Source organism: Citrobacter sp. CtB7.12, assembly GCF_001297795.1.
GTDB lineage: Bacteria > Pseudomonadota > Gammaproteobacteria > Enterobacterales > Enterobacteriaceae > Citrobacter_A > Citrobacter_A amalonaticus.
In genome coordinates, this window is sequence record NZ_LIFT01000010.1 from 155,734 (window position 1) to 177,942 (window position 22,209).

Consider the following 22,209-nt stretch of genomic DNA (forward strand, 5'->3'; position numbering starts at 1 on the left):
TATCCTTATTATTTAACCAAAGCGGTAAATGATGCCAAAACCCGACGGTGGGTAGCGCCACTGTTGTAGCGTTTTTTCATCACACAGAAGTCGACAGGTTCCGCATTCCAGACAACCACGAAAATCGACCCGCAGTTCTCCTTCCGGCGTAAGGGAAAAAAGTCCTGCCGGGCAAGATGTGATCAGCCGTTCTGCAACGTCGCAATCGACACGGTTAGCAGGAACAATAGGAGACATGCCGGGAGGGTGCCAGACGTTGTGGGCTACAGGCATCGTAAGCTCCTGATAATATCGCCTGCCAGGTGACGCAGGCCGTGACGACGAAAATGACGCCAGACAATCTGGCGCAGAGGGGCGACCGGGCGCTCGCCCTGGTGCCAAATCTCACGAGAAATATCGTCCATCAGCGCGGGCCACTGGTTATACCATCCCTGACGCTGCAATAGCGTGGGCATCTCGCGATAGCGGTGCATAACGTCCCACAACAGACTACGTTGAATAGCGTGATGATAGGCTGGAAACAGGTTTTGCGGCGCGCATTTCAGACAGGCGTTGATGAGTGTTTGGGAGGCGGCCTGCGCGCCGATGAGTGCCATATCCATCCCGCGTACGGAGAAACCCGTATTGACGCAACTGCGCAGCGCATCTCCCACTAACAGCCAGCCTTCTCCCGCGTACTGCACGGGCAGGCTGTGTAATCCCCCTTCCGGCACCAGATGCGCGCCATACTCCAGCGTTTCACTCCCTTTGAGCAACGGATGTAGCGCCGGATGCAATTTGAGCCTTTCCAGCAGTTCGACTGCCGGTATGTCGCTTTGAGCAAGCGTAGAGAGCGGACATACAACACCAAAAGAGAGCGTTTCTTTATTGGTGTAAAGAAACGCACCGCCGGGCAGAGCGCCACACACTTCTCCACTGAACAGCATTGCGGCGCCTTCTTGTGCAGATAACCGGAAACGCTCTTCAAGAATCTGTTGATCCAGCGCCAGGGTCTCTTTCATTCCCAGCGCCATTGCGGTTGTTGATGGTCGTGGCTGAAAACCATAGCGTTCAGCCAGAACACTATTTGCCCCTTCCGCGAGAACGACATAACGGCCGCGAAGCGTTTCATCATCGGCAATGACGCCGCAGACTCTACCCGCTTCAATAAGTAACGCATCAACCGTTATGCCGCTGACAAATTGCACACCTTCCGCTTCCGCCTGGGCGACGAACCACGGATCGAAACGGGCACGTAGTAAACTCCACGAATCTCCCTCCGGACGAAGACTGGTGTAGGTTGTCGCACCGTGACGAGTTAACAGCGTGAGATTTTCCTGGGTAATGCGGCGTTCAAGTGGGGCTGACAGATGGGCATCGGGAAGGAGTTCGGTAAGAGCATGACAGTACAGACGTCCACCCGAAAGGTTTTTACTGCCAGGTAACTCGCCGCGTTCAAGAAGCAGAACCGATAGTCCGGCGCGTGCACAGCGTAAAGCACACGCGGTGCCTGCTATTCCTGCACCGATGATAATAATATCAAAATCGTCAGACATATCGTGCTCCAGATATCCAGAGCACATAACCCTAACAGAATGTTAGTTTAAGAATATTGACCCTCAGCACATCCGCTGGAATCACTCGCCGCGATAGACACAGCCCGCCGTACAGGTCTCTTTCACCATCACCGCGCTCAGCAGAGGAACTGCCGGTTTGACCTGATCCCAAATCCATTTCGCCAGTACTTCGCTGGTCGGGTTTTCGAGACCGGGAATATCGTTCAGGTAGTAATGATCAAGCCTGTCATACGTCGGCTTAAATGCGGCTTTTAACTCGGCAAAATCCATGATCCAACCGGTATGCGGGCAGACTTCACCGGTAATTTCAAGACGCACCATAAATGAGTGACCATGCAGGCGGCCACATTTATGCCCTTCCGGTACGTGTGGCAGGCGGTGAGCGGCTTCGAAGGTGAAATCTTTAAACAAGGTGGTGGACATTATTGACTCTCAAGAATGCAAAAAACGCCGTAGGGTACCGTAAAGTACAATTTTTAGCATTAGTTAAAAGGGCGCTGAGCAGCAGAATGCCACATATAGATGGCAAATATTAAATATTTATTTATATATCATGTGGTTATTTAATCGTTTTTGTCGTTAATAACTATAGCTAAAACAGGTTAGTTCATTTGGTTATTTGTTATTTCCATCCCTTCTTTAATTGTTACTATCACCGCCGTTACCCTTATCTTCAGTTTGGGTTTTATTGCTTAAATCCGCTTTGCTTACTGGAACATAACGACGCATGACGACACAGGCCCCACCTTCCGCTTTGCTTCCGCTGAACCCGGAGCAGCTGGCACGCCTCCAGGCGGCCACCACCGATCTTACGCCCACGCAGCTTGCATGGGTTTCTGGCTATTTCTGGGGTACGCTGAATCAGCAACCTGGCGCAGCCGTTGCAACACCCGCTCCCGTGGCGGAAATGCCGGGCATCACGCTAATCTCTGCATCACAAACGGGCAATGCGCGTCGTGTGGCGGAAGCGCTGCGTGATGATCTGTTGGCAGCAAAACTCAGCGTCACGCTGGTTAACGCAGGCGACTACAAATTCAAACAAATCGCCAATGAAAAGTTGCTGGTTATCGTCACGTCTACGCAGGGAGAGGGTGAACCCCCGGAAGAAGCCGTCGCGCTGCATAAGTTCCTGTTCTCAAAAAAAGCGCCCAAGCTCGAAAACACCGCCTTTGCCATTTTTGGTCTGGGTGACACGTCATATGAATTTTTCTGCCAGTCGGGCAAAGATTTTGACAGCAAGCTGGCGGAACTCGGCGGTGAGCGTTTGTTGGATCGCGTTGACGCCGATGTGGAATACCAGGCCGCCGCCGCCGAATGGCGTGCTCGTGTGGTTGAGGTGTTGAAATCACGAGCGCCGGTTGCGACACCGGCTCAGGCGGTTGCCAGCGGAGCGGTAAATGAGATCCACACCAGCCCGTATACCAAAGAAGCGCCGCTGAGCGCCACGTTGTCCGTAAATCAAAAAATCACCGGACGCGATTCAGAGAAAGATGTTCGCCATATTGAAATCGATCTCGGTGATTCGGGTCTGCGCTACCAGCCTGGCGATGCGCTGGGTGTCTGGTATCAAAACGATCCGGCGCTGGTGAAAGAAATCGTAGAACTGGTCTGGCTGAAAGGCGATGAGCCCGTTACGGTCAATGGCAAATCTCTCCCGCTGTCCGAATCGCTACAGTGGCATGTTGAACTGACCGTAAATACCGCCAATATCGTTGAAAACTATGCCACCTTAACGCGCAGTGAATCGTTGTTGCCGCTGGTCGGCGATAAGGCACAGTTGCAGCATTACGCCACCACGACGCCTGTTGTCGATATGCTGCGCTTCTCGCCCGCACAACTGGATGCACAAGCGTTAGTCGATCTGTTGCGTCCGTTAACACCGCGTCTGTACTCCATTGCGTCTTCACAGGCCGAAGTGGAGAGCGAAGTGCACATCACCGTGGGGGCGGTGCGTTATGAAGTGGAAGGCCGCGCGCGTGCCGGTGGCGCATCCAGCTTCCTCGCCGATCGCGTCGAAGAAGAGGGCGAAGTGCGTGTGTTCATCGAACATAACGATAACTTCCGTCTGCCGACGAATCCTGAAACCCCGGTGATCATGATTGGTCCGGGGACAGGCATCGCGCCGTTCCGCGCTTTCATGCAGCAGCGCGCTGCCGAGGGAGCATCAGGCAAGAACTGGCTGTTCTTTGGCAACCCGCACTTTACCGAAGATTTCCTCTACCAGGTGGAATGGCAGCGTTACGTCAAAGAAGGCGTACTGAGCCGTATCGATCTGGCCTGGTCACGAGACCAAAAAGAAAAAGTCTACGTACAAGACAAACTGCGCGAACAGGGCGCAGAACTGTGGCGCTGGATCAATGACGGTGCCCACGTTTATGTCTGCGGCGACGCCAATCGCATGGCGAAGGACGTTGAGCAGGCATTGCTGGACGTGATTGCTGAATTCGGCGCGATGGACGCGGAATCAGCGGATGAATTTTTAAGTGAGCTGCGCGTTGAGCGCCGTTATCAGCGAGATGTCTACTAATGAGCGAAAAACATCCAGGGCCCCTGGTGGTCGAAGGTAAACTGACCGACGCCGAGCGTATGAAGCTGGAAAGCAACTATCTGCGCGGCACTATTGCTGAAGATTTAAATGACGGTCTCACCGGCGGTTTCAAAGGTGACAACTTCCTGCTGATCCGTTTTCACGGGATGTACCAGCAGGATGACCGCGATATCCGCGCCGAGCGTGCCGAGCAGAAGCTGGAGCCGCGTCACGCGATGTTACTTCGCTGCCGTCTGCCGGGGGGCGTTATCACCACCAAACAGTGGCAGGCGATTGATAAATTTGCCGCCGAGAACACGATTTACGGCAGCATTCGCCTGACCAACCGTCAGACGTTTCAATTTCACGGGATTCTGAAGAAGAACGTGAAGCCGGTGCACCAGATGCTGCACTCCGTGGGGCTGGACGCGCTGGCGACAGCCAATGATATGAACCGTAACGTGCTGTGCACCTCGAACCCGTATGAGTCCGAGCTGCATGCCGAAGCCTACGAGTGGGCAAAGAAGATCTCCGAGCACCTGCTGCCGCGCACGCGCGCTTATGCGGAGATTTGGCTCGATCAGGAAAAAGTCGCGACCACGGACGAGGAGCCGATCCTCGGTCAGACTTATCTGCCGCGTAAGTTTAAAACCACGGTCGTGATCCCGCCGCAGAACGATATCGACCTGCACGCCAACGACATGAACTTCGTGGCGATTGCTGAAAACGGCAAGCTGATTGGCTTTAACCTGCTGGTGGGCGGCGGTCTTTCTATCGAGCACGGTAACAAGAAAACCTATGCCCGTACGGCCAGCGAATTTGGCTATCTGCCGCTCGAGCACACGCTGGCCGTGGCGGAGGCGGTGGTCACCACCCAGCGCGACTGGGGAAACCGTACCGATCGTAAAAATGCGAAAACCAAATACACGCTGGAACGCGTAGGGGTTGAGACGTTCAAAGCGGAAGTGGAACGTCGTGCAGGCATTAAATTTGAGCCGATTCGTCCGTATGAATTCACCGGGCGCGGCGATCGGATTGGCTGGGTGAAAGGCATCGACAATAAATGGCATCTGACGCTGTTTATCGAAAATGGCCGTATTCTCGATTATCCGGGACGTCCGCTGAAAACGGGCCTGCTGGAGATTTCGAAAATCCATAAAGGCGAGTTCCGTATTACTGCGAACCAGAATCTGATCATCGCTGGCGTACCGGAAAGCCAGAAAGCGAAGATAGAGAAGATCGCGCAAGAGAGCGGTCTGATGAACACCGTGACGCCACAGCGTGAAAACTCCATGGCCTGCGTGTCGTTCCCGACCTGTCCGCTGGCGATGGCGGAGGCCGAACGTTTCCTGCCGACGTTTATCGACAAGATTGATGGCCTGATGGCGAAGCATAACGTGAGCGATGAACACATCGTTATGCGTGTAACAGGCTGCCCGAACGGCTGCGGTCGCGCGATGCTGGCGGAAGTCGGTCTGGTCGGGAAAGCGCCTGGCCGCTATAACCTGCATCTCGGCGGTAACCGAATCGGCACGCGTATCCCGCGGATGTTTAAAGAGAATATCACCGAACCAGAAATTCTCGACTCGCTGGACGAACTGATTGGGCGCTGGGCGAAAGAGCGCGAAGCGGGTGAAGGCTTCGGCGACTTTACGGTGCGTGCGGGCATTATTCGCCCGGTGCTCGATCCCGCACGGGATTTCTGGGAATAACCCATCCTTTGCCGGGCAAACGCAGTGCCACCCGGCAAAACAGGCAAACGAGGTTCTTATGTCCGTACTCGATCTAAACGCGCTTAATGCATTGCCGAAGGTAGAGCGTGTGATGGCGCTGGCTGAAACCAACAGCCAACTGGAAAAACGTGATGCTGAGGGGCGTGTGGCGTGGGCGCTGGAGAATTTGCCTGGCGAATACGTCCTCTCATCAAGCTTTGGGATTCAGGCGGCAGTCAGCCTGCATCTGGTCAATCAGATCCGCCCGGATATCCCGGTGATCCTGACCGATACCGGCTATCTGTTCCCGGAAACTTACCAGTTTATTGATGAGTTAACGGACAAACTCAGGTTGAACCTGAAGGTCTACCGGGCGAATGAAAGCCCCGCCTGGCAGGAAGCGCGCTACGGTAAGCTGTGGGAGCAGGGCATTGAAGGCATTGAGAAATACAATGAGATCAACAAAGTCGAACCGATGAACCGGGCGTTGCAGGAACTGAACGCGCAAACCTGGTTTGCGGGACTGCGGCGCGAACAGTCCGGCAGCCGTGCGCATCTGCCCGTGCTGGCTATCCAGCGTGGGGTCTTTAAAGTGCTGCCGATTATCGACTGGGATAACCGAACGGTTTATCAATACCTGCAAAAGCATGGGCTGAAATACCATCCGCTGTGGGATCAGGGCTATCTTTCCGTCGGCGATACGCACACCACGCGGAAATGGGAACCCGGCATGGCAGAAGAAGAGACCCGCTTCTTTGGCCTGAAGCGCGAGTGCGGGCTGCACGAAGGGTGAAACAACCCCCTTCAGCGGTCCGACAGTATGGCCGGATAAGGGCATTGCCTTATCCGGCCTTATGATTAGCTCGCTTTCGCTAATTCTTTTACGAGCGGCAGCATAATGCGCATTACGTCGCGGTTGCGATGTTCAATGCGTCCGGGCAGGGCTTTATCAATGTGTTGTTGATTATCCAGACGTACATCGTGCCAGCTATTTCCTGTCGGGAAAGAGGCGGTTTTGGCGCGCTGTTGGTAACCATCTTTCTTGCCAAGATTCCAGTTCGTTGCCTCAACGGATAGCACCGAAATTCCCGCTTTATCGAAAACCTCTGCGTCATTGCAGCAACCGGTGCCTTTGGGATAGTCCTTATTCAGGCCTGGATTAGTGGTGGCGGTAATGCCATGATGACGCGCAATCGCTAATGCCCGGTCGCGGGTTAATTTACGCACCGCTTCCGGCGTGCTCTGCCCGCTATTAAAATACAGTTTGTCGCCGACGATCAGGTTATCGAGATTAATCACCAGCAGCGTGTTTTTCTTCTCCGCCGCGCTCATTCGCTTCAGCAGGTTTTCAGCCCCCAGTTTTCCCTCTTCCTCGCCGCTGGTGGCAATAAAGCGAATACCGTATTCCGACGGCACATCTTTCAGGCGTTCTGCCAGTTCGAGCATAACGCCCAGACCAGCGGCGTTGTCATCCACCCCTTGCAGAGTGAGCCCGCCAAGATTCGCGTCAGTGTCGGCATCACTTTGCGGCGCGTAGGTATCCAGGTGCGCCATGATAATAATCTGCTGCGGGGCTTTGCCTTCGTGGGCGGCAATAACGGTACTGCCGGTGACGTTATGCCAGTTTTTGCGGTTATTTTTGGCGGTATAAATATAGCGACTGTTGAACGTGCGGATATCACTGCGATAGCCCATCTGCTCAAACTGCTGGCGTAAATAGTCGGCAGATAACATTTCTGCCGGCGAGCCGGTCATCCTTCCCGGGAAAACGGTCGCAATATGACGGGTCTGCATTGTTGCAAATTCGCCCGGTTTTGGCGATGACGCCTGAGCGGGGACAATAAAGCATACGCCGAGCGCCAGGAGGGCGGAAAGACGGCGCGTTGCGGAAAACATAGTGAATCCTTAATAGCCAGCGGGGGAGCCCTGAATACAAAGCAAAAATTTTAACCCATCTAGTATGAAACGGTGACTTCGCTAAAACAATTTCATTTGCTCTTAAATGCCCGAATTCCGGTGGGTTAAGCACTTTTTGATATTTGCTTTGCCAGATCGTTATTCCTTTGAGGAACTACTCATTCCAATTCGTAATTTCATTCGTTCTCTTGCGCTCCCTATAGTCGGGTTATCTGACGCGCTCGACATTCGCGGTATTGTAAAGGAACGGTTATGGACCAAAAACGACTCACCCACCTGCGACAGCTGGAGGCCGAAAGCATCCACATCATTCGCGAGGTGGCAGCAGAATTTTCGAACCCGGTAATGCTGTACTCCATCGGTAAAGATTCCAGCGTCATGCTGCATCTTGCCCGTAAGGCATTTTATCCAGGATCGCTGCCGTTCCCGCTGCTGCATGTCGATACCGGCTGGAAGTTCCGCGAGATGTATGAATTCCGCGATCGTACTGCCAAAGCGTACGGCTGCGAGCTGCTGGTACATAAAAATCCGGAAGGTGTGGCGATGGGTATCAATCCCTTTGTCCACGGCAGCGCCAAACACACTGACATTATGAAAACCGAAGGGTTGAAGCAGGCGCTGAACAAATACGGTTTTGATGCCGCCTTTGGCGGTGCGCGCCGCGATGAAGAAAAATCGCGGGCGAAAGAGCGCATTTACTCCTTCCGCGACCGCTTTCATCGCTGGGACCCGAAAAACCAGCGTCCTGAACTGTGGCACAACTACAACGGGCAGATTAACAAAGGCGAAAGTATCCGCGTCTTCCCCCTGTCCAACTGGACGGAACAGGATATCTGGCAGTACATCTGGCTGGAAAACATCGAGATCGTCCCGCTGTATCTGGCGGCGGAGCGCCCGGTGCTGGAGCGCGACGGCATGTTGATGATGATTGATGACGATCGCATCGACCTGCAGCCTGGCGAAATGATCAAAAAACGGATGGTGCGTTTCCGTACCCTCGGCTGCTGGCCGCTGACCGGCGCCGTCGAGTCAAACGCACAAACGCTGCCGGAAATTATTGAAGAGATGCTGGTCTCGACCACCAGTGAACGTCAGGGCCGCGTGATTGACCGCGACCAGGCGGGCTCTATGGAGCTGAAGAAACGTCAGGGGTATTTCTAAGGAGCCGCCATGAACACCACACTTGCCCAACAAATCGCTAATGAAGGCGGCGTCGAAGCCTGGATGGTTGCCCAACAACATAAAAGTCTGCTGCGCTTTTTAACCTGCGGTAGCGTCGATGACGGCAAAAGCACCCTGATCGGTCGCCTGTTGCACGACACGCGGCAGATTTATGAGGATCAGCTTTCATCGTTGCATAACGACAGCAAACGTCACGGTACGCAGGGTGAAAAACTGGATCTGGCGTTGCTGGTGGATGGGCTGCAGGCCGAGCGTGAGCAGGGGATTACTATCGACGTGGCGTATCGTTATTTCTCCACTGAGAAGCGCAAATTTATCATTGCCGATACCCCTGGGCATGAGCAATACACCCGCAATATGGCGACCGGCGCGTCTACCTGCGATCTGGCGATCCTGCTGATCGACGCCCGTAAAGGCGTGCTGGATCAGACCCGTCGTCACAGCTTTATTTCAACACTGCTGGGGATCAAACACCTGGTGGTGGCGATCAACAAAATGGATCTGGTCGATTACAGCGAAGAAACCTTTGCGCGTATTCGTGAAGATTATCTGACCTTTGCCGAACAGTTGCCGGGGAATCTGGATATCCGCTTTGTCCCGCTCTCCGCGCTGGAGGGTGACAACGTCGCCTCCCAGAGAGTCAGCATGCCGTGGTACAGCGGCCCGACCTTACTTGAAGTGCTGGAGACAGTTGAGATCCAGCGCGTGGTCGACAGTCAGCCAATGCGCTTCCCGGTGCAGTACGTAAACCGTCCAAATCTCGATTTCCGCGGTTATTCCGGCACGCTGGCTTCCGGGCGCGTCAAGGTAGGGCAGCGCGTGAAGGTGCTGCCGTCCGGTGTGGAATCCAGCGTGGCGCGGATCGTCACCTTTGATGGCGATCTGGACGAAGCCTTTGCCGGAGAAGCCATTACCCTCGTCCTGAAAGACGAGATTGATATCAGCCGCGGCGATCTGCTGCTGGCGGCGGAGGAGAGTTTACCTGCCGTACAGAGCGCCGCCGTTGACGTGGTCTGGATGGCGGAACAGCCACTGGCACCGGGGCAGAGTTACGAAATCAAAATCGCTGGTAAAAAGACCCGTGCGCGCGTTGATCATGTTCAGTATCAGGTAGATATCAACAATCTGACGCAGCGTGAGGTAGACACTCTGCCGCTGAACGGTATTGGTCTGGTGAATCTGACCTTTGATGAGCCGCTGGTGCTGGATACCTATCAGCAAAACCCGGTGACCGGCGGGCTGATCTTTATCGATCGTCTGAGCAATGTCACCGTCGGTGCCGGTATGGTCCGCGAACCGATTGTGCAGGAGACCGCTACGCCATCAGAATTCAGCGCCTTTGAGCTGGAACTGAATGCGCTGGTACGTCGTCACTTCCCGCACTGGGGTGCTCGCGATCTGCTGGGAGGAAAATAATGGCGCTGCATGACGAAAACGTCGTCTGGCATGCTCATCCCGTCACGCCGCAACAGCGTGAGCAACACCACGGTCATCGTGGTGTTGTGCTGTGGTTTACCGGGCTTTCCGGGTCCGGTAAGTCGACCGTCGCCGGGGCGCTGGAAGAGGCGCTGCATCAACTGGGCGTCAGTACCTATTTGCTGGATGGCGATAACGTTCGCCACGGCCTGTGTAGCGATCTGGGGTTCAGTGATACCGACCGGAAAGAGAACATCCGTCGCGTGGGCGAAGTCGCAAACCTGATGGTGGATGCGGGATTGGTGGTACTGACGGCGTTTATTTCTCCGCACCGTGCAGAGCGGCAAATGGTGCGCGAACGCGTCGGTGAGGGGCGCTTTATTGAAGTGTTCGTGGATACGCCACTGGAAATCTGTGAAGCCCGCGATCCAAAAGGATTATACAAAAAAGCGCGGGCTGGCGAATTGCGCAACTTCACCGGAATTGATTCCGTTTACGAAGCGCCTGAATCGCCAGAGGTTCATCTCAATGGCGAACAATTAGTAACAAATTTGGTCGCCCAATTATTAGACCTGCTCAGACAGAGCGATATTATCAGATCCTGAGACACCTGACCGCTGTGTACGGTCAGTCAAGGTTACAGGATTCACTATGCGCAATAGCCAGAACATCACACTCACAACGACAGACGCGTTTGCTACTGATGACGAAACCACCTGGTCGCTGCCGGGCGCGGTGGTGGGCTTCGCGTCATGGCTGTTGGCGTTGGGGATCCCCTTTCTGGTGTATGGCCCTAACACGTTGTTTTTCTTTATCTACACCTGGCCTTTCTTCCTGGCGTTGATGCCCGTTGCGGTGGTTGTGGGTATCGCGCTGCATTCCCTGCTCAACGGCAAATTGCGCTACAGCATTGTTGCAACGCTGCTGACCGTTTGCGCAATGTTCGGCGCACTGTTTATGTGGTTGCTGGGCTAAAGCGCGACGGCTGTCCATAATTCAAACCGTAACTAACAATGAGATGATGTTCTCAGGGTTCTGGGTATACGTTATAAAGGGCAATTGTGGTACATTTGCCCGCGTTGTTGCGGCTTTCCCGTCTGCAAACGTCGTGTCGTTTGCGGAAGTATGGGAGGATGATGCCGTTTTTCAGGGGGCAGGATGGGTAAACTAACGCTGCTGTTGCTGGCTTTACTGGTCTGGCTACAGTATTCACTGTGGTTCGGTAAGAACGGCATACATGATTACAGTCGCGTCAATGATGACGTGGCGGCGCAGCAGGCGACGAACGCCAAACTTAAAGCACGTAACGATCAGTTGTTTGCCGAAATTGACGATCTCAATGGCGGTCAGGAGGCTATCGAGGAGCGTGCACGCAACGAACTCAGCATGACTAAGCCGGGCGAAACGTTTTATCGCCTGGTGCCCGACGCGTCTAAACGCGCGCAAACTGCGGGGCAAAATACTCGTTAAACCAGCCCAGGAAATCACATGGCAGCCACTTTATTGGATGTTTGCGCCGTGGTGCCGGCGGCCGGATTTGGCCGCCGTATGCAAACGGAATGTCCGAAGCAATATCTCTCGATCGGCAATAAAACCATTCTCGAACACTCGGTCTTTGCGCTGCTGGCGCATCCCCGGGTGACCCGCGTGATCATCGCGATAAGCCCTGGCGACAGCCGCTTTGCCCAGCTCCCTCTGGCGCAGCATCCGCAAATTACCGTCGTGGACGGGGGAAATGAACGTGCAGACTCTGTGCTGGCCGGATTGCAGGCCGCCGGAGACGCCGAATGGGTGCTGGTGCATGATGCGGCGCGTCCCTGCTTACATCAGGATGATTTAGCACGTCTGCTGGCGCTTAGCGAAACCAGTCGCACTGGCGGGATCCTTGCCGCACCGGTGCGCGACACGATGAAACGCGCAGAGCCGGGCAAAACCGCCATCGCCCATACGGTCGAACGTAACGATTTATGGCACGCGCTGACGCCGCAATTTTTCCCTCGCGAGCTGCTGCATGACTGCCTGACACGCGCACTGAATGAAGGGGCGACGATCACCGATGAAGCCTCGGCGCTGGAATATTGTGGCTTCCATCCACAGCTTGTTGAAGGACGGGCTGATAATATCAAAGTAACCCGTCCGGAAGATTTAGCGCTGGCTGAATTTTACCTGACCCAAATAATTCACCAGGAGAAAGCATAATGCGAATCGGACACGGTTTTGACGTACACGCCTTTGGCGGGGAAGGCCCCATTATCGTTGGTGGTGTGCGTATTCCCTATGAAAAGGGGCTGCTGGCGCATTCTGATGGCGATGTTGCGCTGCATGCGCTCACCGACGCGCTGCTTGGCGCGGCGGCACTGGGTGACATTGGCAAGCTGTTTCCGGATACCGATCCGGCGTTTAAAGGCGCAGACAGCCGTGAGCTGTTGCGTGAAGCCTGGCGTCGGATCCAGGCAAAAGGTTACACCCTGGGCAACGTCGATGTGACCATTATTGCTCAGGCGCCGAAGATGCTGCCGCACATCCCGCAAATGCGTGTGTTTATTGCTGAAGACCTCGGTTGTCACATGGATGATGTGAACGTGAAGGCCACCACCACGGAAAAACTCGGTTTTACCGGGCGTGGGGAAGGGATTGCCTGCGAAGCGGTGGCGTTACTCATTAAGGCCGCGAAATGACAGAGTTTGAAAATCTCACGTATCTCCACGGTAAGCCGCAAGGCTTCGGTCTGCTGAAAGCCAGTCCGGAAGATTTTGTGGTGGTCGAAGATTTAGGTTTCGAACCCGATGGCGAAGGTGAACACATTCTGGTGCGTATTCTTAAAAACGGCTGCAACACCCGTTTTGTGGCTGACGCGCTGGCGAAGTTTCTGAAAATTCATGCCCGTGAAGTGAGTTTTGCCGGGCAAAAGGATAAGCATGCGGTCACCGAACAGTGGCTGTGCGCGCGCGTACCAGGCAAAGAGATGCCCGATCTGAGCGCTTTCCAGCTTGAAGGCTGCAAGGTGCTGGAATATGCGCGTCACAAACGCAAGCTACGTTTAGGCGCGCTGAAAGGCAATGCGTTCACGCTGGTGCTACGGGAAATCAGTCATCGTGATGAAGTGGAATCCCGTCTGCAAGCGATAAACGCTGGCGGCGTACCGAACTATTTCGGCGCTCAGCGTTTTGGTATCGGCGGCAGCAATCTGCAAGGTGCGCTGCGCTGGGCGCAAAGCGATGCACCGGTCAGGGATCGCAATAAACGCAGTTTTTGGTTGTCGGCGGCCCGCAGTGCGTTGTTTAATCAAATTGTCAGCGAGCGTCTGAAAAAAACAGACTTTAATCAAGTTGTTGACGGCGATGCGCTACAATTAGCGGGACGCGGAAGCTGGTTTGTCGCCACGCAAGAAGAACGGGCGGAATTACAGCATCGTGTCGATGAAAAAGAACTGATGGTGACGGCTTCGCTTCCCGGCAGCGGCGAGTGGGGAACCCAGCGGGATGCGCTGGCGTTCGAACAGTCCGCGATTGCCGAGGAGACCGCGTTGCAGTCGCTGCTGCTGCGTGAAAAAGTTGAGGCGTCGCGAAGAGCGATGCTGCTCTATCCGCAGCAATTAAGCTGGAACTGGTGGGATGATGTCACCGTCGAGTTACGTTTTTGGCTGCCGGCGGGGAGCTTCGCCACCAGCGTTGTGAGGGAACTGATCAACACAATGGGTGATTATGCGCATATTGCTGAGTAACGATGATGGGGTCCACGCGCCCGGTATACAAACGCTGGCGAAAGCCCTGCGGGAGTTTGCTGATGTACAGGTCGTCGCCCCGGATCGGAACCGCAGTGGTGCGTCAAATTCGCTGACGCTTGAATCCTCTCTCCGGACGTTTACTTTCGAGAACGGCGATATCGCCGTGCAGATGGGCACACCCACTGACTGCGTATACTTGGGTGTCAATGCACTCATGCGCCCGCGTCCGGACATCGTGGTCTCGGGAATTAATGCCGGCCCCAACCTGGGGGATGACGTTATCTATTCCGGCACCGTCGCGGCGGCAATGGAAGGGCGACATCTTGGCTTTCCGGCGCTTGCCGTGTCGTTAGACGGGCACCAGCATTATGAGACCGCAGCGGCCATCACCTGTCGGATCTTACGCGGCCTGCGGCGTGAACCGCTGCGTACCGGGCGGATCCTCAATATCAACGTGCCCGATTTACCGTTGGAGCAGATCAAAGGCATTCGCGTGACGCGTTGCGGCAGTCGTCATCCCGCAGACAAAGTGATCCCACAGGAAGATCCGCGCGGCAACACGCTGTACTGGATTGGCCCACCGGGCGACAAATGCGACGCCGGGCCTGATACCGATTTTGCGGCAGTGGACGACGGTTACGTGTCCATTACGCCGTTGCATGTAGATTTAACCGCGCACAGCGCGCATGATGTGGTTTCCGACTGGTTAGAGAGCGTGGGAGTTGGCACGCAATGGTAAGCAGACGCGTACAAACGCTTCTTGATCAACTGCGCGCACAGGGGATTCGCGATGAGCAGGTGCTTAATGCCCTGGCCGCGGTGCCGCGTGAGAAATTTATTGATGAAGCGTTTGAACATAAAGCCTGGGACAATATCGCGTTGCCGATAGGTCAGGGGCAGACGATTTCGCAGCCGTACATGGTGGCGCGAATGACCGAACTCCTCGAACTGACGCCGCAGTCGCGTGTGCTGGAAATTGGCACGGGTTCCGGGTATCAGACGGCGATACTGGCGCACCTGGTACAGCAGGTTTGTTCCGTCGAACGTATTAAAAGTTTGCAATGGCAGGCGCGTCGCCGTCTGAAACAACTCGATTTACACAATGTTTCAACTCGTCACGGTGATGGCTGGCAAGGCTGGCAGGCACGCGCGCCATTTGACGCTATTATTGTGACGGCAGCACCGCCGGAAATCCCGACCGCGTTGATGACGCAACTGGATGAAGGTGGCATTCTCGTCTTGCCCGTGGGTGACGAGCATCAGTTTCTGAAACGGGTGCGTCGTCGGGGCGGCGAATTTATTATCGACACCGTGGAGGCGGTACGTTTTGTTCCCTTAGTTAAAGGGGAACTCGCGTAAAAAGCGGTTCCGAATACCTGGAATTTTCCTGGAGTTTTTGGAACTGGTCAGCGTATCGTGGTCACATTTTCCAGTGCCCATTTGCTGTCTGCACGATTATACGTCACTGGTTGTTAACCAATTTTTCCTGGGGGATAAATGAGCGCGGGAAGCCCAAAATTCACCGTTAGCCGCATTGCGGCACTGTCACTGGTTTCGCTATGGCTGGCGGGTTGTTCAAATTCATCGAATCCACCGGCGCCGGTAAGCTCAGTCAATGGTAATGCTCCGACGAATACCAGTTCTGGCATGCTGATTACGCCGCCGCCGAAGATGGGGACGACGACGTCCGCTCCGCAGACACCGCAAATTCAACCGGTGCAACGTCCGACGACACAACCGACGCATGTTCAGCCCGTCGCCGAGCAACCCGTGCAGATGGAAAACGGACGTATTGTCTACAATCGCCAGTATGGGAATATTCCGAAAGGTAGCTACAGCGGTGGCAGTACGTACACTGTTAAAAAAGGCGATACGCTTTTTTATATCGCCTGGATCACCGGGAACGATTTTCGTGACCTGGCGCAACGCAACAACGTTCAGGCCCCGTATGCTCTCAATGTCGGACAAACGCTGCAGGTGGGTAACGCATCGGGTGCGCCAATTACCGGCGGTAATGCGATAACTCAGGCCGACGCGGCAGAGCAAGGAGTTGTGACCAGACCTGCACAAAATTCCGCCATCGCTGTTGCGTCGAAACCGACAATTACGTATTCTGAGGATTCAGGTGAACAAAGTGCTAACAAAATGTTGCCGAACAACAAGTCTGCTGGGACTGTGGTCACAGCACCTGTAACGGCTCCAGCAGTTAGCGCAACCGAATCGACAGCAAGCAGTTCGTCTACCAGTTCGCCAATCTCCACATGGCGCTGGCCGACTGACGGCAAAGTGATCGAGAACTTTGGGGCTTCCGAGGGGGGCAATAAAGGGATCGACATTGCAGGCAGTAAGGGACAGGCTATTATCGCGACCGCCGATGGGCGCGTGGTCTATGCCGGTAACGCACTGCGCGGTTACGGTAATCTTATTATCATCAAACACAACGATGATTACCTGAGTGCCTACGCTCATAACGATACAATGCTGGTCCGGGAACAACAAGAAGTGAAGGCAGGACAAAAAATAGCGACGATGGGTAGCACCGGAACCAGTTCTACACGTTTGCATTTTGAAATTCGTTACAAGGGGAAATCCGTAAACCCGCTGCGTTATTTACCGCAGCGATAAAGCGACGGAACCAGGCTGACACTTGCTAGTTCCGTCAAGGGATCACGGGTAGGAGCCACCTTATGAGTCAGAATACGCTGAAAGTTCATGATTTAAATGAAGACGCGGAGTTTGATGAGAACGGAGTTGAGGTTTTTGACGAAAAAGCCTTAGTTGAAGAGGAACCCAGTGATAACGATTTGGCTGAAGAAGAGCTGTTATCGCAGGGGGCCACACAGCGTGTGTTGGACGCGACTCAGCTTTACCTTGGTGAGATTGGTTATTCGCCACTGTTAACGGCCGAAGAAGAAGTGTATTTTGCGCGTCGCGCATTGCGTGGAGATGTCGCCTCACGCCGTCGGATGATTGAAAGTAACCTGCGTCTGGTGGTGAAAATTGCCCGCCGTTATGGCAATCGTGGTCTGGCGTTGCTGGATCTGATTGAAGAGGGCAATCTGGGGCTTATCCGTGCCGTCGAGAAGTTTGACCCGGAACGTGGGTTCCGCTTCTCCACATACGCAACCTGGTGGATTCGCCAGACGATTGAACGGGCTATCATGAACCAAACCCGTACCATTCGACTGCCGATCCACATCGTTAAAGAGCTGAATGTTTATCTGCGTACCGCGCGTGAGTTGTCCCATAAACTGGACCACGAACCGAGCGCGGAAGAAATTGCAGAACAGCTGGATAAACCGGTTGATGACGTTAGCCGTATGCTTCGTCTAAACGAGCGCATTACCTCGGTAGACACCCCGTTGGGTGGCGATTCCGAAAAAGCGTTGCTGGATATCCTGGCCGATGAGAAAGAGAACGGTCCGGAAGACACCACGCAAGATGATGATATGAAACAGAGCATCGTCAAATGGCTGTTCGAACTGAACGCCAAACAGCGTGAAGTGCTGGCACGTCGTTTCGGTCTGCTGGGTTATGAAGCTGCAACACTGGAAGATGTGGGCCGCGAAATCGGTCTGACTCGTGAACGTGTTCGTCAGATTCAGGTTGAAGGCCTTCGCCGTCTGCGTGAAATTCTGCAGACTCAAGGGCTGAATATCGAAGCGCTGTTCCGCGAGTAAGCACCGTTCTAACAAGAAAGGCCAGCCTCTTTGAGGCTGGCCTTCTTCTTTCTGGCTGACTACGCTGTGTTTTTGCGGGTGAAGGCAGACGGGAGCATTTTCATGCTTACTCAGGTTTGTTAATCAGGCATCATTTTCTTGATTAGCAGGGCGAATTGCGCGCGTTCTTCGTCATTCAACCGTCCCAGAAACTCCTCATCCACCCGATTTCCCAACGGCATGCTTACCTTCAGCAAGGCTTCTCCTTCAGGGGTCAGATAAACGAAGCGGCGACGTTTATCCAGCGGATCGTTTTCACGCCTCACCAGCCCACGTTTTTCCATTCGGCTTAGCATTTCTGCCAGCGTCGCTTTGGTACTGACGGCGGCCTCCATCAGATTAACCTGTTCAATGCCGGGACATTCCGCAATGGCACGCATCACCGCGTACTGTGGTTTAGTCAGATCCGGCAACGCATGCTGCCAACGCGCCGTATGTTGTTGGAACAGCTGGCGTAACAGGTGAAACGCTTTATTCCGTAACTCCATGAAAACTCCAGGCTAAAAATCATGTCTCCTATCATAACGGGTAACACCGCGTTTTTTAACGAGGAAATCTTAAGCAATACGTGCGGAAAAAAACGGGCGCTATTGTCGTCGCTGTTTTACAGGGGTAATTTATATTAAATGTTCGTATACGAACAATTTGTGGAGTGATGAATGAGACTGATTGTGGGTATGACCGGGGCAACGGGAGCGCCGCTGGGTGTAGCACTGTTGCAGGCGCTGCGGAAGATGCCGGATGTGGAAACGCATCTGGTGATGTCGAAATGGGCCAAAACCACCATTGAACTGGAAACGCCATACCGTGCGCGCGATGTTGCCGGACTGGCCGATTTTTGCCACAGCCCGGCGGATCAGGCGGCGACCATCTCGTCAGGTTCGTTTCGTACCGACGGCATGATCGTTATTCCTTGCAGCATGAAAACCCTGGCTGGAATACGCGCAGGCTACGCCGACGGTCTGGTGGGACGCGCTGCCGACGTGGTGCTGAAAGAAGGGCGCAAGTTGGTGCTGGTGCCGCGTGAAATGCCGCTCAGTACGGTGCATCTCGAAAACATGCTCGCGCTTTCACGCATGGGCGTGGCGATGGTGCCGCCCATGCCTGCTTTCTATAACCATCCACAGTCCGTTGATGATATTACGCAACACATCGTGGCCCGCGTACTGGACCAGTTTGCGCTGGAGCACCCGCATGCGCGTCGCTGGCAGGGATTAGCGCAGGCACAGAATTTTTCACAGGAGAATGAATAATGGCATTTGATGATTTGCGCAGCTTTTTGCAGGCGCTCGACGACCAGGGACAATTGCTGAAAATCAGTGAAGAGGTGAATGCGGAGCCGGATCTGGCCGCGGCTGCCAACGCCACTGGCCGTATTGGCGACGGCGCACCGGCGCTATGGTTCGATAATATTCGTGGTTTTACCGACGCGCGTGTGGCGATGAATACCATCGGCTCCTGGCAAAATCATGCCATTTCATTGGGCTTACCGCCGAATACGCCAGTGAAAAAGCAGATAGATGAGTTTATTCGTCGCTGGGATAAGTTCCCGGTCACCCCGGAACGCCGCGCGAATCCGGCATGGGCGGAAAACAGTGTCGATGGCGAAGCGATTAACCTGTTCGATATTCTGCCGCTGTTTCGCCTGAACGACGGCGATGGCGGATTTTACCTGGATAAAGCCTGCGTAGTCTCCCGCGATCCGCTCGACCCGGACAACTTCGGCAAGCAGAACGTCGGTATCTACCGAATGGAAGTGAAGGGCAAGCGTAAGCTGGGCCTGCAACCGGTACCGATGCATGATATCGCGCTGCATCTGCATAAGGCGGAAGAGCGCGGCGAGGATCTGCCGATCGCTATCACCCTGGGTAACGATCCGATCATCACGCTGATGGGGGCGACACCGCTGAAGTACGATCAGTCCGAATATGAAATGGCGGGGGCGCTACGCGAAAGCCCGTATCCCATCGCCACCGCCCCGTTGACCGGGTTTGATGTGCCGTGGGGATCGGAGGTGATCCTGGAAGGGGTGATTGAAAGCCGCAAACGTGAAATTGAAGGGCCGTTTGGCGAGTTTACCGGCCACTATTCCGGTGGTCGCAATATGACGGTTGTGCGTATTGATAAGGTGTCGTATCGCAGTAAACCGATTTTTGAATCCCTTTATCTCGGTATGCCGTGGACAGAAATCGACTATTTGATGGGGCCGGCCACCTGCGTTCCGCTGTATCAGCAACTAAAAGCGGAGTTCCCGGAAGTGCAGGCGGTTAACGCCATGTATACCCACGGCCTGCTGGCGATTATCTCGACCAAAAAACGCTACGGCGGTTTTGCGCGGGCGGTGGGACTGCGCGCGATGACCACGCCACACGGGCTGGGTTACGTGAAGATGGTGATCATGGTGGATGAAGATGTCGATCCGTTCAACCTGCCGCAGGTGATGTGGGCGCTGTCGTCGAAAGTCAACCCGGCGGGGGATCTGGTTCAGCTACCGAATATGTCAGTACTGGAACTGGATCCGGGCTCAAGTCCGGCGGGGATCACCGATAAGCTGATTATCGACGCCACCACGCCCGTTGCGCCGGATAACCGTGGTCACTATAGCCAGCCGGTGTGCGATCTCCCGGAAACCAAAGCCTGGGCTGAAAAGCTGACTGCCATGCTGGCCAACCGTAAATAAGGAGCCTCAGATGATTTGCCCACGTTGTGCTGATGAACATATTGAAGTGATGGCGACCTCGCCAGTGAAAGGCGTCTGGACGGTGTATCAGTGCCAACATTGCCTGTACACCTGGCGTGATACGGAGCCGCTACGTCGTACCAGCCGCGAACACTACCCGCAGGCGTTTCGTATGACGCAGAAAGATATCGATGAGGCGCCAATGGTACCCACTATTCCGCCGCTGCTGACAGAAGATAAGCGCTGACGGAGTGCCGGATGGCGGCTGAGGCCTTATCCGACCTGGGAAAGTACAGTACCGTTAATATGTGGCCCGATACGCAAAGTGGACTGCACCCCAAAAGTTGGACACTCAACTGAGTAAGGTGCAGTTTTTTATGGCAAAGCCAAAATATTCCCCTGAAACAAAACTGGCTGTGGTTAATCATTATTTGTCCGGAAAAGACGGAGAAGAGCGTACAGCCGACCGTTTTGGTGTTGAAAGAACTTCCGTCCGTCGCTGGGTCAGGGCGTGGCAACTCCACGGTATGGAAGGGCTGTCAGGGAAAAATAAACATCATTCAGCTGAATTTAAACTCGTCGTCGTCCGGGCGGTTATCCGTGACCACCTGACGATGCGTGAAGCAGCTGCCCGGTTTAATCTCTCTGCAGAAACGCTTGTCCGACACTGGGTCTGCGTGTACAACGATGCCGGAGCGGAAGGACTGCTAAACATTCAACGCGGACGGCCTGGAAAAATGACAAAACAAAAAATCCCCCCATCCCCTACAGATAAAGAACTGGAAAAACTCTCCCCCGAAGAACTCCGGGCTGAACTCCGTTACCTGCGGGCAGAGAATGCCTATCTAAAAAAGTTGAAGGCCTTGGTTCAGAGCGAAAAAAACGGCAGCAAGCCCTGATAATCAGTGAACTGAGGCATAAGCACGCTCTGCGAGACCTCCTGCGCGCGGCAGGCATGTCCCGCAGTACATGGTATTACAATATGAATGCCCTGAAGCAGGTGGACAGGCATGCCGGGCTGAAAGATAAAATCCGTGAGATATACGCCTGGCACAAAGGCCGTTATGGCTACCGCAGGATCACGCTTTCGCTGAGAAAGCAGGGTCTGCTGGTGAACCATAAAACCGTGCAGCGGCTGATGACAGAGCTGTCGCTCCGGTCTCTGATAAGGGCGAAGAAATACCGCTCATGGAAGGGGGAAACAGGCAAGGCAGCCCCCAATATCCTGAGCAGGAACTTCAGTGCATCAAAAGCCAATGAAAAATGGGTTACGGATGTTACAGAGTTCTCGCTGCAGGGTAAAAAGCTGTACCTGTCGCCGGTACTCGATCTTTTTAACCGGGAAATAATCTCCTACAGCCTGTCGGAAAGGCCGGTGATGGAGATGGTTAATACCATGCTGCGGGATGCGTTCTTAAAGCTCGGACCAGACGACGCCCCCTTGCTGCACACAGATCAGGGCTGGCAATATCGGATGGCAGGCTATCAGGCAAAGTTAAAGGCGCAGGGCATGACGCAAAGTATGTCCCGAAAAGGAAACTGTCTGGATAATGCCGTGATGGAAAACTTCTTCGGGACGCTGAAATCGGAGTGTTTTTACCTGAGTCAGTTCAGCAATATCAGCGAACTGAGGAAGGCGATAGAGGATTATATCCGTTACTACAACAACGAGCGGATAAGCCTGAAACTAAAAGGCCTGAGTCCGGTAGAGTACCGGGCCCAGGCTCTGAAGGCCGCTTAATATAAACTGTCCAGATTTATGGGGTCAGTCCA

General features: G+C 54.3%; 24 protein-coding genes. 19 read left to right on the top strand and 5 right to left on the bottom strand.

The features are described from left to right. Positions 1 to 12: 12 nt before the first annotated feature. The 3 genes from AOY24_RS24000 to queD form a co-directional block, all read right to left on the bottom strand. Complete coding sequence (locus tag AOY24_RS24000) at positions 13 to 273, bottom strand: ferredoxin family protein (RefSeq protein ID WP_071888367.1); 261 nt, start codon at positions 271 to 273, stop codon at positions 13 to 15. Further along, complete coding sequence (locus AOY24_RS14375) at positions 264 to 1,535, bottom strand: FAD-dependent oxidoreductase (RefSeq protein ID WP_054176866.1); 1,272 nt, start codon at positions 1,533 to 1,535, stop codon at positions 264 to 266. Before AOY24_RS14375 ends, AOY24_RS24000 begins: the two co-directional genes overlap by 10 nt. A gap of 81 nt (positions 1,536 to 1,616) precedes the next feature. Further along, positions 1,617 to 1,979: a 6-carboxytetrahydropterin synthase QueD gene (gene queD / locus AOY24_RS14380; RefSeq protein WP_044254982.1), complete on the bottom strand. Its 363-nt coding sequence runs from the start codon at positions 1,977 to 1,979 to the stop codon at positions 1,617 to 1,619. Positions 1,980 to 2,283: 304 nt separating this feature from the next. On the opposite strand from queD, the gene cysJ reads away from it, so the two are divergent. From cysJ to cysH, 3 genes are read left to right on the top strand one after another with little or no spacing between them, the layout of a single operon-like run. Then, the gene (gene cysJ, locus AOY24_RS14385; RefSeq protein ID WP_054176867.1) at positions 2,284 to 4,083 is read left to right on the top strand and encodes an NADPH-dependent assimilatory sulfite reductase flavoprotein subunit; all 1,800 of its coding nucleotides are present in this window, start codon (positions 2,284 to 2,286) and stop codon (positions 4,081 to 4,083) included. Continuing rightward, on the top strand, positions 4,083 to 5,795 hold the full coding sequence (cysI, locus tag AOY24_RS14390; RefSeq protein ID WP_044268959.1) for an assimilatory sulfite reductase (NADPH) hemoprotein subunit: 1,713 nt from the start codon (positions 4,083 to 4,085) through the stop codon (positions 5,793 to 5,795). The genes cysJ and cysI overlap by 1 nt, the downstream gene beginning before the upstream one ends. A gap of 58 nt (positions 5,796 to 5,853) precedes the next feature. Next, positions 5,854 to 6,588, top strand: a complete 735-nt coding sequence (gene cysH, locus AOY24_RS14395) for a phosphoadenosine phosphosulfate reductase (protein WP_042999534.1) — start codon at positions 5,854 to 5,856, stop codon at positions 6,586 to 6,588. A gap of 65 nt (positions 6,589 to 6,653) precedes the next feature. On the opposite strand, the gene AOY24_RS14400 is transcribed toward cysH, so the two are convergent. Continuing rightward, positions 6,654 to 7,691 (bottom strand): aminopeptidase, encoded by a 1,038-nt coding sequence (locus AOY24_RS14400; RefSeq protein WP_054176868.1) that lies wholly within the window; start codon positions 7,689 to 7,691, stop codon positions 6,654 to 6,656. A gap of 273 nt (positions 7,692 to 7,964) precedes the next feature. Between AOY24_RS14400 and cysD the strand changes: the two genes are divergently transcribed. The 12 genes from cysD to rpoS all read left to right on the top strand — a co-directional run bounded on the left by cysD (position 7,965) and on the right by rpoS (position 17,717). Beyond that, positions 7,965 to 8,873 carry a sulfate adenylyltransferase subunit CysD gene (gene cysD / locus AOY24_RS14405; RefSeq protein ID WP_042322572.1) on the top strand — a complete coding sequence of 303 codons (909 nt, stop codon included), beginning with the start codon at positions 7,965 to 7,967 and terminating at the stop codon, positions 8,871 to 8,873. A gap of 9 nt (positions 8,874 to 8,882) precedes the next feature. Further along, positions 8,883 to 10,310 carry a sulfate adenylyltransferase subunit CysN gene (gene cysN, locus AOY24_RS14410; protein WP_054176869.1) on the top strand — a complete coding sequence of 476 codons (1,428 nt, stop codon included), beginning with the start codon at positions 8,883 to 8,885 and terminating at the stop codon, positions 10,308 to 10,310. Beyond that, the gene (gene cysC / locus AOY24_RS14415) at positions 10,310 to 10,915 is read left to right on the top strand and encodes an adenylyl-sulfate kinase (protein WP_044255004.1); all 606 of its coding nucleotides are present in this window, start codon (positions 10,310 to 10,312) and stop codon (positions 10,913 to 10,915) included. The genes cysN and cysC overlap by 1 nt, the downstream gene beginning before the upstream one ends. A 46-nt stretch (positions 10,916 to 10,961) precedes the next feature. Next, entirely contained in the window at positions 10,962 to 11,285 is a 324-nt protein-coding gene (locus AOY24_RS14420; protein WP_042999538.1) for a DUF3561 family protein, read from the top strand. Positions 11,286 to 11,468: 183 nt separating this feature from the next. After that, entirely contained in the window at positions 11,469 to 11,780 is a 312-nt protein-coding gene (ftsB, locus tag AOY24_RS14425) for a cell division protein FtsB (RefSeq protein ID WP_042288707.1), read from the top strand. An 18-nt stretch (positions 11,781 to 11,798) separates the two neighbouring features. Further along, positions 11,799 to 12,509, top strand: a complete 711-nt coding sequence (gene ispD, locus AOY24_RS14430; RefSeq protein WP_044329180.1) for a 2-C-methyl-D-erythritol 4-phosphate cytidylyltransferase — start codon at positions 11,799 to 11,801, stop codon at positions 12,507 to 12,509. Next, entirely contained in the window at positions 12,509 to 12,988 is a 480-nt protein-coding gene (gene ispF / locus AOY24_RS14435; protein ID WP_042999540.1) for a 2-C-methyl-D-erythritol 2,4-cyclodiphosphate synthase, read from the top strand. Before ispD ends, ispF begins: the two co-directional genes overlap by 1 nt. Further along, the gene (gene truD / locus AOY24_RS14440; protein ID WP_044268948.1) at positions 12,985 to 14,034 is read left to right on the top strand and encodes a tRNA pseudouridine(13) synthase TruD; all 1,050 of its coding nucleotides are present in this window, start codon (positions 12,985 to 12,987) and stop codon (positions 14,032 to 14,034) included. Before ispF ends, truD begins: the two co-directional genes overlap by 4 nt. Continuing rightward, the gene (gene surE / locus AOY24_RS14445) at positions 14,015 to 14,776 is read left to right on the top strand and encodes a 5'/3'-nucleotidase SurE (RefSeq protein WP_044255018.1); all 762 of its coding nucleotides are present in this window, start codon (positions 14,015 to 14,017) and stop codon (positions 14,774 to 14,776) included. The genes truD and surE overlap by 20 nt, the downstream gene beginning before the upstream one ends. After that, positions 14,770 to 15,396, top strand: coding sequence for a protein-L-isoaspartate O-methyltransferase (gene pcm / locus AOY24_RS14450; RefSeq protein WP_042999543.1), 627 nt, complete (start codon positions 14,770 to 14,772; stop codon positions 15,394 to 15,396). The genes surE and pcm overlap by 7 nt, the downstream gene beginning before the upstream one ends. Before the next feature lie 189 nt (positions 15,397 to 15,585). Further along, positions 15,586 to 16,662, top strand: coding sequence for a murein hydrolase activator NlpD (nlpD, locus tag AOY24_RS14455; protein WP_333494261.1), 1,077 nt, complete (start codon positions 15,586 to 15,588; stop codon positions 16,660 to 16,662). Positions 16,663 to 16,724: 62 nt separating this feature from the next. Further along, entirely contained in the window at positions 16,725 to 17,717 is a 993-nt protein-coding gene (gene rpoS / locus AOY24_RS14460; RefSeq protein ID WP_000081550.1) for an RNA polymerase sigma factor RpoS, read from the top strand. A 119-nt stretch (positions 17,718 to 17,836) separates the two neighbouring features. Here the strand turns inward: rpoS and AOY24_RS14465 are convergent, their stop codons facing one another. Then, a complete protein-coding gene (locus AOY24_RS14465; protein WP_044255027.1) occupies positions 17,837 to 18,244 on the bottom strand; it encodes a MarR family winged helix-turn-helix transcriptional regulator in 408 nt (135 codons plus the stop codon). 171 nt (positions 18,245 to 18,415) lie between these two features. Here AOY24_RS14465 and AOY24_RS14470 point away from each other — a divergent pair, with 171 nt between their 5' ends. The 4 genes from AOY24_RS14470 to AOY24_RS24975 all read left to right on the top strand — a co-directional run bounded on the left by AOY24_RS14470 (position 18,416) and on the right by AOY24_RS24975 (position 22,177). Continuing rightward, on the top strand, positions 18,416 to 19,009 hold the full coding sequence (locus AOY24_RS14470; RefSeq protein ID WP_044255030.1) for a non-oxidative hydroxyarylic acid decarboxylases subunit B: 594 nt from the start codon (positions 18,416 to 18,418) through the stop codon (positions 19,007 to 19,009). Then, entirely contained in the window at positions 19,009 to 20,436 is a 1,428-nt protein-coding gene (locus tag AOY24_RS14475) for a non-oxidative hydroxyarylic acid decarboxylases subunit C (RefSeq protein ID WP_042999547.1), read from the top strand. Before AOY24_RS14470 ends, AOY24_RS14475 begins: the two co-directional genes overlap by 1 nt. A 10-nt stretch (positions 20,437 to 20,446) precedes the next feature. Beyond that, entirely contained in the window at positions 20,447 to 20,683 is a 237-nt protein-coding gene (locus tag AOY24_RS14480; protein ID WP_042999548.1) for a non-oxidative hydroxyarylic acid decarboxylases subunit D, read from the top strand. A 130-nt stretch (positions 20,684 to 20,813) separates the two neighbouring features. Beyond that, a protein-coding gene (locus AOY24_RS24975) for an IS3 family transposase (protein WP_099433379.1) occupies positions 20,814 to 22,177 on the top strand; the annotation gives its coding sequence in 2 pieces (ribosomal slippage) (positions 20,814 to 21,282 and positions 21,282 to 22,177; 1,365 coding nt in all). Positions 22,178 to 22,209: the final 32 nt, after the last annotated feature.

Bases quoted from the DNA above. Each gene is read 5' to 3' on its own strand.
- AOY24_RS24000 (WP_071888367.1), bottom strand. From the start codon at position 273: ATGCCTGTAGCCCACAACGTCTGGCACCCTCCCGGCATGTCTCCTATT.
- AOY24_RS14375 (WP_054176866.1), bottom strand. From the start codon at position 1,535: ATGTCTGACGATTTTGATATTATTATCATCGGTGCAGGAATAGCAGGC.
- queD (WP_044254982.1), bottom strand. From the start codon at position 1,979: ATGTCCACCACCTTGTTTAAAGATTTCACCTTCGAAGCCGCTCACCGC.
- cysJ (WP_054176867.1), top strand. From the start codon at position 2,284: ATGACGACACAGGCCCCACCTTCCGCTTTGCTTCCGCTGAACCCGGAG.
- cysI (WP_044268959.1), top strand. From the start codon at position 4,083: ATGAGCGAAAAACATCCAGGGCCCCTGGTGGTCGAAGGTAAACTGACC.
- cysH (WP_042999534.1), top strand. From the start codon at position 5,854: ATGTCCGTACTCGATCTAAACGCGCTTAATGCATTGCCGAAGGTAGAG.
- AOY24_RS14400 (WP_054176868.1), bottom strand. From the start codon at position 7,691: ATGTTTTCCGCAACGCGCCGTCTTTCCGCCCTCCTGGCGCTCGGCGTA.
- cysD (WP_042322572.1), top strand. From the start codon at position 7,965: ATGGACCAAAAACGACTCACCCACCTGCGACAGCTGGAGGCCGAAAGC.
- cysN (WP_054176869.1), top strand. From the start codon at position 8,883: ATGAACACCACACTTGCCCAACAAATCGCTAATGAAGGCGGCGTCGAA.
- cysC (WP_044255004.1), top strand. From the start codon at position 10,310: ATGGCGCTGCATGACGAAAACGTCGTCTGGCATGCTCATCCCGTCACG.
- AOY24_RS14420 (WP_042999538.1), top strand. From the start codon at position 10,962: ATGCGCAATAGCCAGAACATCACACTCACAACGACAGACGCGTTTGCT.
- ftsB (WP_042288707.1), top strand. From the start codon at position 11,469: ATGGGTAAACTAACGCTGCTGTTGCTGGCTTTACTGGTCTGGCTACAG.
- ispD (WP_044329180.1), top strand. From the start codon at position 11,799: ATGGCAGCCACTTTATTGGATGTTTGCGCCGTGGTGCCGGCGGCCGGA.
- ispF (WP_042999540.1), top strand. From the start codon at position 12,509: ATGCGAATCGGACACGGTTTTGACGTACACGCCTTTGGCGGGGAAGGC.
- truD (WP_044268948.1), top strand. From the start codon at position 12,985: ATGACAGAGTTTGAAAATCTCACGTATCTCCACGGTAAGCCGCAAGGC.
- surE (WP_044255018.1), top strand. From the start codon at position 14,015: ATGCGCATATTGCTGAGTAACGATGATGGGGTCCACGCGCCCGGTATA.
- pcm (WP_042999543.1), top strand. From the start codon at position 14,770: ATGGTAAGCAGACGCGTACAAACGCTTCTTGATCAACTGCGCGCACAG.
- rpoS (WP_000081550.1), top strand. From the start codon at position 16,725: ATGAGTCAGAATACGCTGAAAGTTCATGATTTAAATGAAGACGCGGAG.
- AOY24_RS14465 (WP_044255027.1), bottom strand. From the start codon at position 18,244: ATGGAGTTACGGAATAAAGCGTTTCACCTGTTACGCCAGCTGTTCCAA.
- AOY24_RS14470 (WP_044255030.1), top strand. From the start codon at position 18,416: ATGAGACTGATTGTGGGTATGACCGGGGCAACGGGAGCGCCGCTGGGT.
- AOY24_RS14475 (WP_042999547.1), top strand. From the start codon at position 19,009: ATGGCATTTGATGATTTGCGCAGCTTTTTGCAGGCGCTCGACGACCAG.
- AOY24_RS14480 (WP_042999548.1), top strand. From the start codon at position 20,447: ATGATTTGCCCACGTTGTGCTGATGAACATATTGAAGTGATGGCGACC.